Here is a 14356-nt window from a genome sequence, read left to right as displayed (position 1 = left end):
CGAACCAATGAAGCCCGGCGGATTGTCCTGGTCATGACCGGGTACCCGGTGTGCCGGTTCTACCAGGTGGGACGGGAGTGATCATGAGGCTGTCGCATGCGCCGCTGCGGGTCGCCATCGGCGCGTACATCCTGAACTCGGGGCTGGGCAAGCGGACCCTGGAGGGCGAGGCCGCCGCGGGCATGCACGGCATGGCGGCCGGCGCGATGCCGCAGCTGCGGCAGATCCCGCCGGACCGGTTCGCCGTGCTGCTGTCCCGGGGCGAGATGGCGCTCGGCGCGGCGTTGCTCGCCCCGTTCGTCCCGTCGCTGCTGGCCGGCGCGGCGCTCACCGCGTTCGGGGCCGGGCTGGTGCAGCTCTACCTGAAGACGCCGGGCATGCGCGAGGGCAGCAGCCTGCGGCCGAGCCAGGCGGGCATCGGCCTGGCCAAGGACGTGTGGCTGGTCGGTGCGGGGCTGACGCTGGTGCTCGACTCGCTGGTCCGCCACCGGCACTGAGCCGCCCGAGCCGAAGCCGCGCCGGACCGCCCGCCCACCGCCGGGCCATCCGCGCGCCGCCGGACTGCCCGCGTACTCAGGCGGGTGCCGCGACCGTCGCGGCGGCCCGCTCGTCGGCGAGCCGGCGGCGGGCGGCGTTGCGGTAGCGCAGCACCTGCGCCGCGCCGAGCGCCCAGAGCAGGAACTGCACCGCGAACGCCCAGCGGAACGCGGACAGCGGCGGCGCGTCGTGCCCGGCCGGGGTGGCCAGGTCGAGCACCAGGCCGACGGCCAGGATCAGCACGATCGAGGCGGCGAAACCGCCCACGTTGACGATGCCGGTGGCGCTGCCGATGCGGTGCACCGGGTTGAACGAGCGGGCGTAGTCGAACCCGATCATCGAGCCGGGGCCGTTGACCGCGAGCACCACCACGAGCGCCACCAGCAGCGCGTGCGGCGCCCGGCCGGGCCAGACGAGCACCACCGCCCACATCCCGGCGGTGGCGGCGGTGATGGCGAAGACCAGCACCGAGCGGTGGAAGGGGTAGCGGGCGCACAGGTGCGCGAGCACCGGCCCGCACACGAGCGTCACCATCGTCATGACGGTGAGCAGCCCGGCCGCCGCGGTAGGCGAGAAGCCCTGTCCCTGCACCAGGAACGGGTAGCCCCACAGCAGCGCGAACACCGAGCCGGAGAACTGGGTGACGAAGTGCGTCCACAGGCCCAGCCGGGTGCCCGGCTGGGCCCACGCCTCGGCGAGCCGGCGGCGCACGGTGGCCAGGTCGGGGGCGAGTGCGGTGGCGTGCTCGGCGTGCGGGGTGTCGCGCACCGCGACGAGGATCAGCAGCACCACTGTCGCGCCGAGCGCCGCAGCGGTCAGGAACGCCGGGGTCCAGCCCGCGCGGTGCAGCAGCAGCACCAGGGGTACGGCGCCGAGCACCGCGCCGAGCTGGCCGACGGTGCCGGTGAGCTGCACCAGCAGCGGATTGCGCCGGCCGGGGAACCAGAACGCGACGATGCGCAGCACGCTGATGAACGTCATCGCGTCACCGAGGCCGACGAGCACCCGGGCGGCGACCGCGAGCGGCACGTCGCCGGCGACGGCGAACATGAGCTGCCCGGCCACCATCAGCGCGCCGCCGGCCAGCAGCAGCCGGCGCGAGCCGTAGCGGTCCAGCAGCACCCCGACCGGGATCTGCATGACGGCGTAGACGGCGAGCTGGGCGACGGAGAACGTGGCGAGCGCGGCGGCGTTGATGTGGAAGCGCTCCGCCGCGTCGACCCCTGTCACGCCGAGCGAGCTGCGATGGAACACGGCGGTCAGGTACGCGGTCAGCGCCACCGCGTACACCAGGGCGGCGGGCCGGCGAGCCACGCTCACCGCAGCGTTCCGAGCATCCGCGCGGCGGTGTCGATGTGCGCGGCGACCGCGTCGTGCCACGCCTGCGGGTCGTCGCCGTCGAGCGCGGCGAGCTGACCGGCGTGCTCGGTGAGAGCGACCTCGGCCCAGCCGGGCGAGAGCCGGAAGCTCGCCTCGCCCATACGCAGCTGCCGGTCACGCAGCCGGTGGTACAGCTCGGCGAGGATCTCGTTGCCGGCCGCCTCGACCACGGCAGCGTGGAACGAGCGGTCGGCGGACATCAGCGCGGTGAGGTCACCGGCGGCGTGCGCGCGGCGCATCTCGTCCAGCCAGCGGGCCAGGTCGGCGCGCAGCTCGGCGCGGCGCGACCAGACCCGGTCGGCGGCGTGCAGCTCGACCAGGCGGCGGGCCTCGATGACGTCGGCGATCTCCCGGGCCGACACCGGCCGGATCAGCGCGCCGCGCTTCGGGTATAGCTTGACCAGCCCTTCGGTCTCCAACCGCAGCAGCGCCTCCCGGACCGGGGTCCGGGACACGCCCGTCGCCTCGGCGATCTCGCCCTCGCTGACGAGCTGGCCGCCCGGGTAGACCTGTTCCAGGATGGCCTGCTTGAGGTGCCGGTACGCCCGCTCGGCGGCGGACGGCGCGACCCGGCTGGGATGCGTCATGTATCTAAGCTTGCTCCCCGGGCCGCCCGGACGGTCCGGCGCGGGCCGGGACAGTGGCGCAGGCCACGGTCAGGCCCACAGCTCCCGCAGCAGCGCCTCCACCTCGGCGGTCCGCTCGATCTGCGGCATGTGCCCGGTGTCGCGGAACAGGTGGCTGCGCGCGTCCGGCAGCCGGGCGCGGGCGTACGCCAGGTGCGCGGCGGGCAGGACCAGGTCGCGCTCGCCCCAGACGAGCAGCGTGGGCAGGTCGAGCGCGGCCACCGCGTCGAGCAGCTCGGCGCGCCACTGCGGACGTACGCCACGCCAGGTGCCCAGGTCACGGACCAGCTCCAGCATCACCCGGGCGGCGTGCGGCTGCCCGGCCACGGCCAGCGCGAGGGCGATCCGCTCGTCGGTGACGTAGGCCGGGTCGAAGAAGATGGCCCGCTCGGTCCGGCGGATGATCCTCGGATCGGGGCGCAGCAGCAGGCGGGCCAGCGGGCGTACCGCCAGCAGCCGCAGCGCCACCGTCACCTCGCGGCCGAAGCCGGCGCTGTTGAGCAACGCCAGGCTGGCGACGCGCTGCGGCACGTCGGCGGCCAGCCGCATGGCCACGGCCCCGCCGAGGGAGTTGCCGACCAGGTGCGCCGGGCCGGTCACCCCGGCCGCGTCCAGGAACCGGGCCACCGCGGCGGCCAGGGCCGGGAGCGTGTGCGGGCCGTCCAGCGGCGCGGAGCCACCGTGCCCGGGCAGGTCCACCGCGAGCACCAGGTGGTCGCGGGCCAGCGCGGCGTGCAGGGCGGTGAAGTCGTCGAGGGTGCGGCCGATGCCGTGCAGCAGCACCACGGGCGGCCCGTCGCCGCTGATCCGGCACCGGGTACGCCGTCCGTCGACGGTGCGCTCGTCGGCCGGGGGCAGGGCGAGCGTCACGCCCGGCGTCCGGGCTCCGGCGCAACTTCCTCGCCGGTACGGGGAGACGGCACCGGCACGTCGGCGTCGGTCGCGACGGCGGGCGCCTCGGCGGCCGGGCCGGCGGCGGGCCGGGCCGGGGTGGCGGGCTGCGTCGCGGGCGCGGCGGCGGGCCGGGCCGGGGTGGCGGGCTGCGTCGCGGACGTCTCGGCGGGCCGGGCCGGGCGCTGGCGCATGCCCAGGGCCAGCACCTTGCCGTAGCCGGCGGGGGCGACGCGGGCGAGCAGGTCGGGCACCTTCGCCGACCAGCCGATCAGCACCCGGCCGCGGCGGCGCTGCGCGCCGCGCAGGATCACCTCGGCGGCGGTCGCCGGGTCGATGGTGAGCAGCTTCTCGAACTGCTTGCGCCCGGCCTCGTACTCCTCGAGTGAGACGCCGCTGCCGACGCGGGCGCTGGCCGCGATCCGGGTGCGGATGCCGCCCGGGTGCACCGATGTGACACCGATGCCGTCGTCGACGAGTTCGTGGCGCAGCGCCTCGGTGAAGCCGCGTACGGCGAACTTGCTCGCCGAGTACGCGGCCTGCCCGGCGGGCGCGATCAGGCCGAACAGGCTGGACACGTTCACCAGGTGGGCGCCGGGCTCGGCCTTGAGCGCGGGCAGCAGCGCGTGGGTCAGGCGTACCACCGACCGGAAGTTGATCTCGATGACCCAGAGGAACTCGTCCAGGGTGACCTGGTCGAAGCGCCCGCCCAGCGCCACCCCGGCGTTGTTGATCAGCAGCCGGATCCGGGGGTGCGCGCGGTGGATCTCGGCGGCGACCCGGTCGGTGGCGTCGGCGTCGGCCAGGTCGACCACGTGGGTCTCCACCTGCCGGTCCGGGTACGCCGCCTGCATCGCGGCGACAGTGGCGGCCAGGCCGTCGGCGTCCCGGTCGAGCAGCACCAGGTCGGCGCCGCGCCGGGCCACCCCGTGGGCCAGCGCCGCGCCGATCCCGCTTGCCGCGCCGGTGAGCACCGCCGTGCCGCCGGGGAAGACGAGGTCACGCATCGGTTCCTCCGGAGCTGGTCGTGGCGGCCGGGGCGGTGGCGGGCGCGCCGGCGCGGTCGAACCGCACGCCGTCGGTGAGCGGGCCGTGCCGCATCAGGCGTACGTCGCGGGGGTAGTTCTGGTGCAGCCGCCACGGCGCCTGCGGCCCCTGCTTGGGCAGCTGGTCGACCGCGCGCAGCACGTAGCCGGACTGCAGGTCGATGATCGGCACCAGGTCGTCGGTGTCGGGCGCGAGCGGCGTGACGATCTGCCGGCCGGTCTCGTCGAGGTGGCGCAGCAGCCGGCAGACGTACGTGGCGACGAGGTCGGCCTTGAGCGTCCAGGAGGCGTTGGTGTAGCCGATGGTCATGGCGAAGTTCGGCACGCCGGAGAGCATCATGCCCTTGTAGGCCACCGTCGAGGCGAGGTCGACCCCGGCGCCGTCCACCGTCAGGGTCATGCCGCCGAGCGCGAGCAGGTTGAGGCCGGTGGCGGTGACCACCACGTCGGCGGGCAGCTCCTCGCCGGAGGCGAGCCGGATGCCCCGCTCGGTGAACGTGTCGATGGTGTCGGTCACCACCGACGCGCGGCCGGCGCTCAGCGCGGCGAACAGGTCCCCGTCCGGCACCACACAGAGCCGCTGATCCCACGGGTTGTAGCGGGGCGAGAAGTGCCTGTCGACGTCGTACCCGGACGGGAGCCGGCCCTTCGCGGCCCGGCGCAGGAACCGCTTCACCACGCCGGGGGCGCGGCGGCTGAGCTGGAAGTTGGCCACGCCGAGCGTGACGTTCTTCCACCGGGCCACCGCATAAGCGGCCTTCGGGGGCAGCCAGCGCCGCGCGGCGTCGGCGAACGGGTCACGCGAGGGCAGCGCGATCACGTACGTGGGTGAGCGCTGGAGCATGGTGACGTGGGCGGCCCGCTCGGCCATGGCCGGGACCAGGGTGACAGCTGTGGCGCCGCTGCCGATCACCACGACCCGCTTGCCGGTGCAGTCCAGGTCCTCGGGCCAGTGCTGCGGGTGCACGAGCGTGCCGGCGTACCGCTCGACGCCGGGCAACTGCGGCGTGTAGCCCTCGTCGTAGCGGTAGTAGCCGGAGTTGGTGAACAGGAACCCGCAGGTGATGGTGACGTCCTCGCCGGTGTCGTCGCGGTGGGCGTGCACGGTCCAGCGCGCGGTGGCGCTGTCCCACTCGGCGCGTACCGCCCGGTGGTGGAAGCGGATGTGCCGCTCCACGTCGTACTCGCGGGCGGTCTGGCGCACGTACGCCCGGATGGAGTCGCCGTCGGCGATGGCCTTCGGGTCGGTCCACGGCTTGAACGAGTAGCCGAGGGTGTACATGTCGGAGTCGGAGCGGATGCCCGGGTAGCGGAACAGGTCCCAGGTGCCGCCGATGGCGCCCCGGGCCTCCAGCACCGCGTAGGTCTTGCCGGGGCACTCCCGTCCGAGGTGGACGGCGGCGCCGATGCCGGACAGGCCGGCCCCGACGATGAGGACGTCGACGTGGTCTGCGGCCATCGCTTCTCCCGTTCGCACCGGCGGTGGATCGGACACTATCCATCGCCCTCGACCGCAGTCAACACCGTGTCGAGTCGAATCGACACGGTGTCGAGCGGGTGTAGCATCAGCCGACATGACGACCGCCCGTACGCCGACCGGCACCGCGCCGACGCGCGGGCGGCGGGCCGGGCGGTCCACCGGCGACGAGCGGGAGACCGCGATCCTGGCCACGGCCGAGCGGTTGCTGACCCAGCGCCCCTTCGCCGACATCTCCATCGACGACCTGGCTCGCGGCGCGGGGATCTCCCGGCCCACGTTCTACTTCTACTTCCCGTCCAAGAACGCGGTACTGCTCACACTGCTCGACCGCGTCACCGAGGAGGCCGACGCCGCCGCCGGGGGCGTGTTCGAACGGCTCGCCGAGGATCCGCGCGCCCACTGGCGGGAGCTGATCGCCCGGTTCCACGCCACGTTCGGCGGGCACCGGGACGTGGTGCTGGCCTGCGCCCAGGTGCGCGGCACCAACGCCGAGGTGCGGCGGCTCTGGGCCGAGGTGCTGGAACGGTGGGTCCGCGCGGTGCAGGCCGCGATCGAGGCCGAACGCGCCCGCGGCGCGGCCCCGGACGGGCTGCCCGCCCGGGACCTCGCCATCGCGCTGAACTCGATGAACGAACGCGTCTGGTACGCCACGTTCGCCGGGGACGGCCCGGCGGTGGCCGAGCGCGACGTGGTCGACGTGCTGCTCGACGTGTGGCTGACCGCGATCTACCGGACCACCACGCCGCCGGTCACGCCGCCCGGCGGAACTCCATGACCCAGTTGGTCTCCCAGGTGCGCTCGCCGTCGGTGGAGAACGCCTGTTCCCACCGGCAGGAGACCGGGGTGACCGCCGACCAGAGGAACCGGCAGCGCACCGGCCGCCCCTCGTCGGTGTCGTCGGCGTAGAACTCACCGACGCCGTCGGTGAACCGGCCCACCACCGGTGGCTGCTCCAGCACGCCCCGCGCGCTGTGCATCCAGTAGATCGACCACAGCCCGGTCGCCGGGTTCAGGACGCGCACCGAGGAGCCGGAGAAACCCCGGCTCGGGCAGCGCATCTCGTCGAAGCTGCCCGCGCCGTCGAAGAACGAGCGCGCCTCGCTGACGCCGGCGAACTCGTCCCAGTCGTCGCCGCCGACGTGGCGCTGCCGCAGGCGCCGGTTGGTCACGTCCCAGGTGCCGACGAGGAAGTCGAAGTCGCCCATCAGAACCCCACCGGTCCCTCGGCCCGGGTGTCGGCCAGGTAGCCGGCCAGGTCCGGCCGGTCCGGCGCGAGCACGTGCCGGATCCAGGCGGTGCGTTCGTGTTCCAGCACGCCCAGTTCCCAGACGCAGCCGACGCCGGGGCGGGTCAGGTCGACGAAGTGCGCGGGGTCGTCGTCCGGGCAGTCCAGCGCGGGCTGCCCGGCGATCGCGATGCGGCACTCGACCACGTTGTCGAAGAACCAGCTGTACGCCAGCAGGTATGCCCCGGTGTCCGCGCCCCGGTGCAGCACCACCCAGCTGGCCGGCGGGGTGGAGCCGTCCGGGCCGGGCAGCAGCTTCGGAAGGTACGCGTACGCGGCGTCGACCACGCGCGGTTCGAGGCGACGGTCCGGCTGGTCCATGTGGTAGCGCTTGACGTGCCGGCCGCCGACCTCGACGGTCCCCGGAACGGTCAGCTCCTTGTCGTGAAAAGCCATGCGGGCACGGTAGGACCGCTCCCCTGACAGTTAGTGTCAGTGGAATGCGGGCCAGTCGACTCCTGTCCATCCTGCTGCTCCTCCAGGCGCACGGCCGGCTCACCGCCGCCGACCTGGCCGCCCGCCTCCAGGTGTCGGCGCGCACCGTCTACCGGGACGTGGAGGCGCTGCACGCCGCCGGCATCCCGCTGTACGGCGAGGCCGGACACGACGGCGGCTACCGGCTCGTGGAGGGCTGGCGGACCCGGCTGACCGGGCTGACCGCCGAGGAGGCCGACCGGCTGCTCTTCGCCGGGCTCCCCGGACCGGCCGCCGAGCTGGGCTACCAGTCGGTCGTCACCGCCGTACAGCTCAAGTTGCGGGCCGCGCTGCCCGCGCCGCTGGCCGACCGGGCGGCCCGGCTGGAGCAGCGGTTCCACCTGGACACACCGGGCTGGTACTCCGACGGCGACCCGTCGCCGCACCTGGCCGAGGCCGCCGAGGCGGTGTGGCGGCAGCACCGGGTCCGGGTGCGCTACCGGGGCTGGCGGGGCGAGACGACCCGGGTCCTCGAACCGTACGGGCTGGTGCTCAAGGGCGGGCGCTGGTATCTGGTCGCCGCCCGGCCGGACCGCGCCGACCCGGCCACCTACCGGGTCAACCAGATCCTCGACCTGACCCCGCTGGACGAGCCGTTCGAGCGGCCGGAGTTCGACCTGCCGGCCTGGTGGCGCGCGCACGTGGTGGAGTTCCGGGCCGGTCTGCACCGCGACGAGGCGCGCATCCGGCTGTCGCCGCGCGGGTTCGCCCGGCTGCGCGAGGTCGGCAGCGACGTGGTGGTGGCCGCCGCGGAGGCGAGCGCCGGCCCGCCCGACAGCGCCGGATGGGTGCACGCGGTCGTCCCGATCGAGTCGCTCACCCACGCCCACGGCGACCTGCTCCGGCTCGGCGCCGAGGTGGAGGTCCTCTCCCCCGCCCCGCTGCGCGCCCGCCTGTCCGAAACCGCCGCCGCCCTGGCCGCCCTCTACTCCCCGCCGTCCCCGCCCGCCCCGCTGCCCGCCCCGCCTCTCCCCGGTTGATCAAGGAGTTTGTGTCCTTCGGGGAGATCGACTCGGACACGAACTCCTTGATCAACCAGGCAGGGTTCGGTGTGCGTCGGCCACCGTCGCGAGGGCTCGGTCGATGTCGGAGGGTGGGGTCGCCGCGTACCCGAGGACCAGGCCGGGTGGCTGCGGGCGCTGGCCGTGCCAGGACAGCGGGTGGACCTTGACGCCGCGGCGCAGCGCCGCCGCCGCCAACGCCCGGTCGTCGACGTCGCCGGGCAGCGTGACCATCAGGTGCAGCCCGGCCGCCGCGCCGTGCACCACAGCCCCCGGCAGGTACGCGCGGACCGCCCGGATCATCGCGTCCCGTCGGCGTACGTGCCGGTGGCGCAGCAGCCGCAGGTGCCGTTCCAGCGCGCCGGACTCCATCAGCTCGGCCAGCACGAGCTGCGGCAACGCCGCGTTGCCGAGGTCGGCCGCCCGCTTCGCGGCCACCACGCCGGCGTGCAGCGCGGGCGGCACCAGCATCCAGCCGATCCGCAGCGCCGGCGCGAGCAGCTTGGAGATGCTGCCGACGTAGCAGACCCGGTCCGGCGCCATGGCACGCAGCGCCGGCACCGGCGGACGGTCGTAGCGGTGCTCGGCGTCGTAGTCGTCCTCCACCACCAGGCCACCGTCGTGTGCCCACCGCAGCAGCCGCCGGCGCCGGTCGCCGTCGAGCACCACACCGGTCGGGAACTGGTGCGCCGGGGTGAGCAGCACGGCCGGCGCGCCGGAGCGCTCCAGCTCGTCGACGCACAGTCCCCGGTCGTCCACCGGCACCGGCGGTGTCGCCAGCCCGGAGTAGGCCAGGTGCTGCCGTACGCCGAGGGAGCCGGGATCCTCCACCGCCACGGTGTGCGTACCCCGGTCGTGCAGCACGCGCGCGAGCAGGCCGAGCGCCTGGGACACCCCGGCCACGATCACCACCTCCGCCGGGTCCGCGCGGACGCCCCGGCTGCGGGCCAGCCAGTTCGCGACCGCCAGTCGCAGCGCGGGCGTCCCGATCGGGTCGCCGTAGCCGAACGCGGCGGGCGTCATCCGGTGCAGCACGGCCCGCTCGGCCCGCAACCAGGCCGCGCGGGGAAAGACCGCCAGATCGGGTACGCCGGGAGTCAGGTCCACCTGCGCGGGTACGGCGCGCAACGCGTCGAAGGCGTCGAAGCCGGGCCGGGTGGCGAACACCTCCGGTGCTCTCCTCGGCTCGGACGGCCGGGTGACCACGGCGGCCGGCGTGGCGACCACCACCGTCCCGGCCCGGCCGCGCCCGGCCACCTGCCCGTCCTCGGCCAGCCGCTGGTACGCCTCGGTCACCACGCCCCGCGAGACGCCCAGCTCGGCGGCGAGCACCCGGCTCGCCGGCAGGCGGGTGCCCACCGGCGCCCGGCCGTCGGCGATCGCGGACCGCAGCCGGGCGGCCAGCCAGTCCGCGCGGCCACCGGGCGGCGCCTCGCCGACGTCGAGCTGGAGGAAATCCGCGCCGGCCGCTTTGGACTCCTCGACGACGATGACTTTGGCCCTGTCCATCGGACCATTATGGTCACAGGCTGGACCGCATGACAGTCGCGTTCCTGCTGACCTCGCTCGTCGTCGCGATCACTCCGGGCACCGGGATGATGCACACGCTCGCCACCGCCGTGACCGCCGGACGCCGGGCCGGCCTGGCCGCTGCCGCCGGGGGCACGCTCAGCCTCGTCCCGCACGTGATCGCCGCGGTGACCGGCCTGGCCGCCCTGCTGCGCGCCGGCACCCCGGCGTTCCGCGTGGTGACCTGGCTGGGTGTGGCGTACCTGCTCTGGATGGCCTGGTCGGCGCTGCGCGACCGGGGCGCGTTCGCCCTCGACGGTGACCGGCCCCCGCGTCCGGCGGCGGCCGTGTTCCGGGACGGGGTGCTGCTGAACCTGCTGAACCCCAAGGTGACGGTGTTCTTCGTGGCGTTCCTGCCGCAGTTCGTACCCCCGGACACGCCCGCCGCCCCGGTGCGCATGCTCGCCTGCGGCCTGGTGTTCATGGGCGTCACGCTGCTGGTGTTCGCCGGGTACGCGCTCCTGGCCGGCGCGTTGCGCCGCCGGGTGCTGTCCCGGCCCCGGCTGACCGGGCTGCTGCGGCACGCCTTCGCCGGCAGCTTCCTCGTCCTGGGCCTCGGCCTCGCGTTCACCGCCTGACCCGTCCTCACCACCTGCAAGGAGTCCTCCCGTGCGTTTCCGTCACTCCCCCGAGACCTGGTCGGCCTTCCCCGAACTGACCTGCGGTGTCCTGGATGCCACGGGCGTCACGCCCGACGTCGACGTGACGCCACGGCTGGCCGGGTATCTGGGCACCGCCCGGGACCGGCTCGCCGCCGGGCCGGAGGGTGGCTTCCCGGAGATCCAGGCGTGGCGTCGCGCGTTCACCCGGATGGGCTGCCCGCCGACCCGCTACCGCTGCGCGGCCGAGTCGCTGCTGCGCCGGTTGCGGCGGGACGGGGATCTGCCCCGGCTGCATCCGCTCGTGGACCTCGGCAACGCGCTGTCCACCCGGTACGCGGTGCCGGTCGCGGTGCTCGACCTGGCCCGCATCGACGGCGACCTGACCGTGCGCCCGGCCGACGGCACGGAGCACTACCTGGGGCTCGGCGGCGAGAGCGAGCGCCCCGCACCCGGCGAGGTGATCTTCGCCGACCAGGGTGGACACGCGCACGCCCGGCGCTGGTGCCACCGGCAGAGCGGCGCGTCGGCGGTACGAGCCGGCACCACCGAGGTGCTGGTGGTGGTCGAGGCGATGCACGAGGGCGCGGCGCCGACCGTACGCCGGATGCTGGACGACCTGGCGGCGGCGCTGGACGAACTGTGGCGCGTGCCGTCACGGACGGCGCTGCTCACCGCGGAGGCGCCGGAGTTCGCCGTGCCGGTCCGGACGGGCTGACCCGCCGACGTGATGCGCCGACCGCCTCGTGGTCAGGCGTCTGGGTCGGTGCGGTCGCGCGCCATCAGCTCGTCGAACTCGGCCGGGGTGATCTCGCCCGTGCGCAGCCGGCGAGCGTTGGCGGCGAACCGGGCAATCGCCGCGCCGCGCGGGTCCGGCTCGGTGAGCAGACCGCCGTCGGCGGTCAGAGCACTCGCGGCACCCGCCACGTCGTGTGGATCGGCCAGGTCGACCGGCTCGCCGTGCAGCTCCCGCAGCGCGTCGGCGAGTCGCGCGTCGGCGGCGTCGCCGGTGCCCCACCAGCGCCGGGCCAGGTCGACGGTGCGGCCGAGCGAATCCTCCCCCACCCGTTCGGCGCCTATCTCGGCACGCATCATGCGCAGGAAGCGGAATGTCACGGCATCGGAGTCATCGGCGATCACGCCCGTACCCTAGCGAGCGGGCCCGACGAAACCGCCGGGCGAGCCTGGGTCGTCCGGCCGGTTGAGGTCGCCACCCACGGGTAGTGCGCGGACATGCCCGAACGATACGAGGACTACGACCGCGTCGCGGTCGTCACCGGCGCGGACTCCGGCATCGGCAAGGCGTGCGCGGTGGCGCTCGCCGACGCCGGTTACGACATCGGCATCACCTGGCACGGCGACGCGGCGGGCGCCGAACGCACCGCCACCGAGGTACGCGCCACCGGCCGCCGCTGCGAGACCGCCGAGCTGGACCTGACCCGGCTCCCCGAGGCGGCGGCGGTGGTCGACGAGCTGGCCGACCGGCTCGGCGGTCTGGGCGTGCTCGTCAACAACGCCGGCACCGGCCTGTCCGAGCCGTTCGTGGACGTGAGCTGGGAGACGTGGCGGGAGGTGCTGGCGGTCGACCTGGACGGCCCGTTCCTGTGCTCGCAGCGGGCCGCCCGGCGGATGCGCGCGGCCGGGCGGGGCGGCCGGATCATCAACATCACCAGCGTGCACGAGCACGCGCCCCGGGTCGGCTCGTCGGCGTACTGCGCCGCGAAGGGCGGGCTCGGCCTGCTCACGAAGGTGATGGCGCAGGAACTGGCGGCCGACTGGATCACCGTCAACGCGGTGGCCCCGGGTGAGATCGCCACGCCCATGACCGGGCAGGAGGACGTCGACCCGTTCACGCAGGAGCGTCCCGGCGTGCCGGTGGGACGGCCCGGTGACGCCCGGGAGGTGGCGGCGGTGGTGGCGATGCTCGCCTCGCCGGCTGCGGCGTACGTGACGGGGGCGTCGTGGGCGGTGGACGGAGGGATGCTGTTGATGGGTCCGCAGGCCTCGGCGCTGCCTTCGGATTCGTGGCGTTCCGTCTAGGCGGTCGGCCGCCCGGCGCGCGGGCAGCGGGCGGCCCGGCCCGTCACTACGGTTCGGAGGATGCACAGTTCTCATCCGCTGGTGGCCGGCATCGTGCACGAGGCGCCCGGCTCGACCGTACGACTGCGCCCAGTGGCCGAGGACGATCTGGCGATGCTACGCCGTTTCGCTGTCGAACCCGGGCTGATCGGGCTCGACTGGGCCGGCTTCCGGGACGCCGCCGCGCCGGCCCGCCGCTTCGCCGAGGACGGCTATCTCGGCGAGCAGGTGGGCGGCCTGATCGTCCAGGTCGAGCCCTCCGACGTCGCCGCCGGATTCCTCAGCTATCGCCAGGGCCAGTACGGCGGGCGGGCACCGTACTGGGAGATCGGCATCGTGCTGCTGCCCGAGTGGCGCGGCCGGGGTCTCGGCTGGCGGGCCCAGGCGCTGCTCTGCGACTACCTGTTCAGCCACACCCCGGCGCAGCGCATCCAGGCCGGCACCCATGCCGAGAACGTTGCCGAGCAGCGATCGCTGGAGAAGGCCGGCTTCCAACTGGAGGGGGTATTGCGGGCCTGTGAGTTCCGGGCCGGCGCCTGGCGTGACGGCTGGCTCTACAGCCGGCTGCGCGACGACCCGTCACCGCTGTGACCGCTCGACGTCCCCTGGTCAAGGTCGAGCCGTTGCAAGGATGCCCTCGGCCCGTCGTGGGTCAGGGGGGTTCGTTGCCGACGGGCTCGGCTCCGCTGACCGCATCGAGTGGTGTTTGCTTCTCGGGGTAGTGGCAGGCGGTGAGCTGCCCGCCGCTGTCGCGGGTGACGAGTGCGGGTTCTTCGGTGGCGCAGTGGTCGGTGGCTTTCCAGCAGCGGGTGCGGAAGCGGCAGCCTGATGGTGGGTTGAGTGGGGTGGGGACGTCGCCGGTGAGGCGGATGCGTCCGGCGGGGCCGAGGGCGGTGACGTCGGGGATGGCGGACAGCAGTGCTCGGGTGTAGGGGTGCTGAGGGCGGGTGTAGATGGTGTCGCGGTCGCCGATCTCGACGATCTTGCCGAGGTACATGACGGCGACGCGGTGGCAGAAGTGCCGGACGACGGCGAGGTCGTGGGCGATGAACACGAACGCCAGGTCCAGATCTTTTTGCAGGTCGCGTAGCAGGTTGATGACCTGCGCCTGGATGGACACGTCCAGCGCGGAGACGGGTTCGTCGGCCACGATCAGTTTCGGTTTCAATGCCAGGGCGCGGGCGATGCCGATGCGCTGGCGTTGCCCGCCGGAGAACTCGTGCGGGTACCTGTTGTAGTGCTCCGGGTTCAGGCCGACCAGTTCCAGCAGTTCCTGGACGCGGTGTTTGACGCCGCCGGGCGGGGTGATCCCGTTGACCTGCAACGGCATCGCCACGATCCGCCCGACCGTGTGCCGCGGGTTCAACGACGCGTACGGGTCCTGGAAGA

General features: G+C 74.2%; 17 protein-coding genes. 7 read left to right on the top strand and 10 right to left on the bottom strand.

What is annotated here, in order from left to right; genetic code table 11:
• Window positions 1-83: 83 nt before the first annotated feature.
• Window positions 84-497 (top strand): hypothetical protein, encoded by a 414-nt coding sequence (locus GA0070562_RS25275; protein WP_091427075.1) that lies wholly within the window; start codon window positions 84-86, stop codon window positions 495-497.
• Between the two features lie 76 nt (window positions 498-573).
• On the opposite strand, the gene GA0070562_RS25270 is transcribed toward GA0070562_RS25275, so the two are convergent.
• From GA0070562_RS25270 to GA0070562_RS25250, 5 genes are all read right to left on the bottom strand, one after another.
• Complete coding sequence (locus GA0070562_RS25270; RefSeq protein WP_091426829.1) at window positions 574-1857, bottom strand: MFS transporter; 1284 nt, start codon at window positions 1855-1857, stop codon at window positions 574-576.
• On the bottom strand, window positions 1854-2504 hold the full coding sequence (locus tag GA0070562_RS25265) for a GntR family transcriptional regulator (RefSeq protein ID WP_091426827.1): 651 nt from the start codon (window positions 2502-2504) through the stop codon (window positions 1854-1856). Before GA0070562_RS25265 ends, GA0070562_RS25270 begins: the two co-directional genes overlap by 4 nt.
• A 69-nt stretch (window positions 2505-2573) precedes the next feature.
• On the bottom strand, window positions 2574-3413 hold the full coding sequence (locus GA0070562_RS25260; protein WP_091426823.1) for an alpha/beta fold hydrolase: 840 nt from the start codon (window positions 3411-3413) through the stop codon (window positions 2574-2576).
• A complete protein-coding gene (locus tag GA0070562_RS25255) occupies window positions 3410-4441 on the bottom strand; it encodes an SDR family NAD(P)-dependent oxidoreductase (RefSeq protein WP_091426821.1) in 1032 nt (343 codons plus the stop codon). Before GA0070562_RS25255 ends, GA0070562_RS25260 begins: the two co-directional genes overlap by 4 nt.
• Window positions 4434-5939: a flavin-containing monooxygenase gene (locus tag GA0070562_RS25250; RefSeq protein WP_091426819.1), complete on the bottom strand. Its 1506-nt coding sequence runs from the start codon at window positions 5937-5939 to the stop codon at window positions 4434-4436. Before GA0070562_RS25250 ends, GA0070562_RS25255 begins: the two co-directional genes overlap by 8 nt.
• Before the next feature lie 115 nt (window positions 5940-6054).
• On the opposite strand from GA0070562_RS25250, the gene GA0070562_RS25245 reads away from it, so the two are divergent.
• Complete coding sequence (locus GA0070562_RS25245) at window positions 6055-6735, top strand: TetR/AcrR family transcriptional regulator (protein ID WP_091426818.1); 681 nt, start codon at window positions 6055-6057, stop codon at window positions 6733-6735.
• Here the strand turns inward: GA0070562_RS25245 and GA0070562_RS25240 are convergent.
• Together GA0070562_RS25240 and GA0070562_RS25235 are read right to left on the bottom strand one after the other, a co-directional pair.
• The gene (locus tag GA0070562_RS25240; protein ID WP_091426816.1) at window positions 6710-7165 is read right to left on the bottom strand and encodes a hypothetical protein; all 456 of its coding nucleotides are present in this window, start codon (window positions 7163-7165) and stop codon (window positions 6710-6712) included. The genes GA0070562_RS25245 and GA0070562_RS25240 overlap by 26 nt on opposite strands.
• The gene (locus GA0070562_RS25235) at window positions 7165-7641 is read right to left on the bottom strand and encodes a hypothetical protein (protein WP_091426813.1); all 477 of its coding nucleotides are present in this window, start codon (window positions 7639-7641) and stop codon (window positions 7165-7167) included. Before GA0070562_RS25235 ends, GA0070562_RS25240 begins: the two co-directional genes overlap by 1 nt.
• A 44-nt stretch (window positions 7642-7685) precedes the next feature.
• On the opposite strand from GA0070562_RS25235, the gene GA0070562_RS25230 reads away from it, so the two are divergent.
• Window positions 7686-8699, top strand: a complete 1014-nt coding sequence (locus GA0070562_RS25230; protein WP_091426811.1) for a helix-turn-helix transcriptional regulator — start codon at window positions 7686-7688, stop codon at window positions 8697-8699.
• Window positions 8700-8750: 51 nt separating this feature from the next.
• Here the strand turns inward: GA0070562_RS25230 and pdxR are convergent, their stop codons facing one another.
• Window positions 8751-10229: a MocR-like pyridoxine biosynthesis transcription factor PdxR gene (pdxR, locus tag GA0070562_RS25225; protein ID WP_091426808.1), complete on the bottom strand. Its 1479-nt coding sequence runs from the start codon at window positions 10227-10229 to the stop codon at window positions 8751-8753.
• A gap of 29 nt (window positions 10230-10258) precedes the next feature.
• On the opposite strand from pdxR, the gene GA0070562_RS25220 reads away from it, so the two are divergent.
• Window positions 10259-10867 (top strand): LysE family translocator, encoded by a 609-nt coding sequence (locus GA0070562_RS25220; protein WP_091426806.1) that lies wholly within the window; start codon window positions 10259-10261, stop codon window positions 10865-10867.
• 31 nt (window positions 10868-10898) lie between these two features.
• Window positions 10899-11606, top strand: a complete 708-nt coding sequence (locus GA0070562_RS25215) for a B3/B4 domain-containing protein (RefSeq protein ID WP_091426803.1) — start codon at window positions 10899-10901, stop codon at window positions 11604-11606.
• Window positions 11607-11638: 32 nt separating this feature from the next.
• Here GA0070562_RS25215 and GA0070562_RS25210 read toward each other — a convergent pair whose 3' ends face one another.
• Window positions 11639-12028 carry a hypothetical protein gene (locus GA0070562_RS25210; protein ID WP_091426801.1) on the bottom strand — a complete coding sequence of 130 codons (390 nt, stop codon included), beginning with the start codon at window positions 12026-12028 and terminating at the stop codon, window positions 11639-11641.
• Window positions 12029-12121: 93 nt separating this feature from the next.
• Here GA0070562_RS25210 and GA0070562_RS25205 point away from each other — a divergent pair, with 93 nt between their 5' ends.
• The gene (locus GA0070562_RS25205) at window positions 12122-12928 is read left to right on the top strand and encodes an SDR family oxidoreductase (RefSeq protein ID WP_091426798.1); all 807 of its coding nucleotides are present in this window, start codon (window positions 12122-12124) and stop codon (window positions 12926-12928) included.
• A 60-nt stretch (window positions 12929-12988) separates the two neighbouring features.
• Window positions 12989-13558: a GNAT family N-acetyltransferase gene (locus GA0070562_RS25200; RefSeq protein ID WP_091426796.1), complete on the top strand. Its 570-nt coding sequence runs from the start codon at window positions 12989-12991 to the stop codon at window positions 13556-13558.
• A gap of 61 nt (window positions 13559-13619) precedes the next feature.
• Here the strand turns inward: GA0070562_RS25200 and GA0070562_RS25195 are convergent.
• Window positions 13620-14356, bottom strand: a 737-nt coding sequence (locus GA0070562_RS25195; RefSeq protein ID WP_091426793.1) for an ABC transporter ATP-binding protein, incomplete at its 5' end; no start/stop codon positions are given.

The sequence above is a fragment of the Micromonospora tulbaghiae genome, assembly GCF_900091605.1.
Classification (GTDB): Bacteria; Actinomycetota; Actinomycetes; order Mycobacteriales; family Micromonosporaceae; genus Micromonospora; species Micromonospora tulbaghiae.
This window is presented reverse-complemented; position numbering and strand designations above follow the sequence as displayed.

Coding starts and splice junctions, on each gene's coding strand:
- GA0070562_RS25245 (WP_091426818.1), top strand. CDS start 6,055: ATGACGACCGCCCGTACGCCGACCGGCACCGCGCCGACGCGCGGGCGG.
- GA0070562_RS25200 (WP_091426796.1), top strand. CDS start 12,989: ATGCACAGTTCTCATCCGCTGGTGGCCGGCATCGTGCACGAGGCGCCC.
- pdxR (WP_091426808.1), bottom strand. CDS start 10,229: ATGGACAGGGCCAAAGTCATCGTCGTCGAGGAGTCCAAAGCGGCCGGC.
- GA0070562_RS25265 (WP_091426827.1), bottom strand. CDS start 2,504: ATGACGCATCCCAGCCGGGTCGCGCCGTCCGCCGCCGAGCGGGCGTAC.
- GA0070562_RS25250 (WP_091426819.1), bottom strand. CDS start 5,939: ATGGCCGCAGACCACGTCGACGTCCTCATCGTCGGGGCCGGCCTGTCC.
- GA0070562_RS25205 (WP_091426798.1), top strand. CDS start 12,122: ATGCCCGAACGATACGAGGACTACGACCGCGTCGCGGTCGTCACCGGC.
- GA0070562_RS25220 (WP_091426806.1), top strand. CDS start 10,259: ATGACAGTCGCGTTCCTGCTGACCTCGCTCGTCGTCGCGATCACTCCG.
- GA0070562_RS25240 (WP_091426816.1), bottom strand. CDS start 7,165: ATGGGCGACTTCGACTTCCTCGTCGGCACCTGGGACGTGACCAACCGG.
- GA0070562_RS25255 (WP_091426821.1), bottom strand. CDS start 4,441: ATGCGTGACCTCGTCTTCCCCGGCGGCACGGCGGTGCTCACCGGCGCG.
- GA0070562_RS25235 (WP_091426813.1), bottom strand. CDS start 7,641: ATGGCTTTTCACGACAAGGAGCTGACCGTTCCGGGGACCGTCGAGGTC.
- GA0070562_RS25230 (WP_091426811.1), top strand. CDS start 7,686: ATGCGGGCCAGTCGACTCCTGTCCATCCTGCTGCTCCTCCAGGCGCAC.
- GA0070562_RS25275 (WP_091427075.1), top strand. CDS start 84: ATGAGGCTGTCGCATGCGCCGCTGCGGGTCGCCATCGGCGCGTACATC.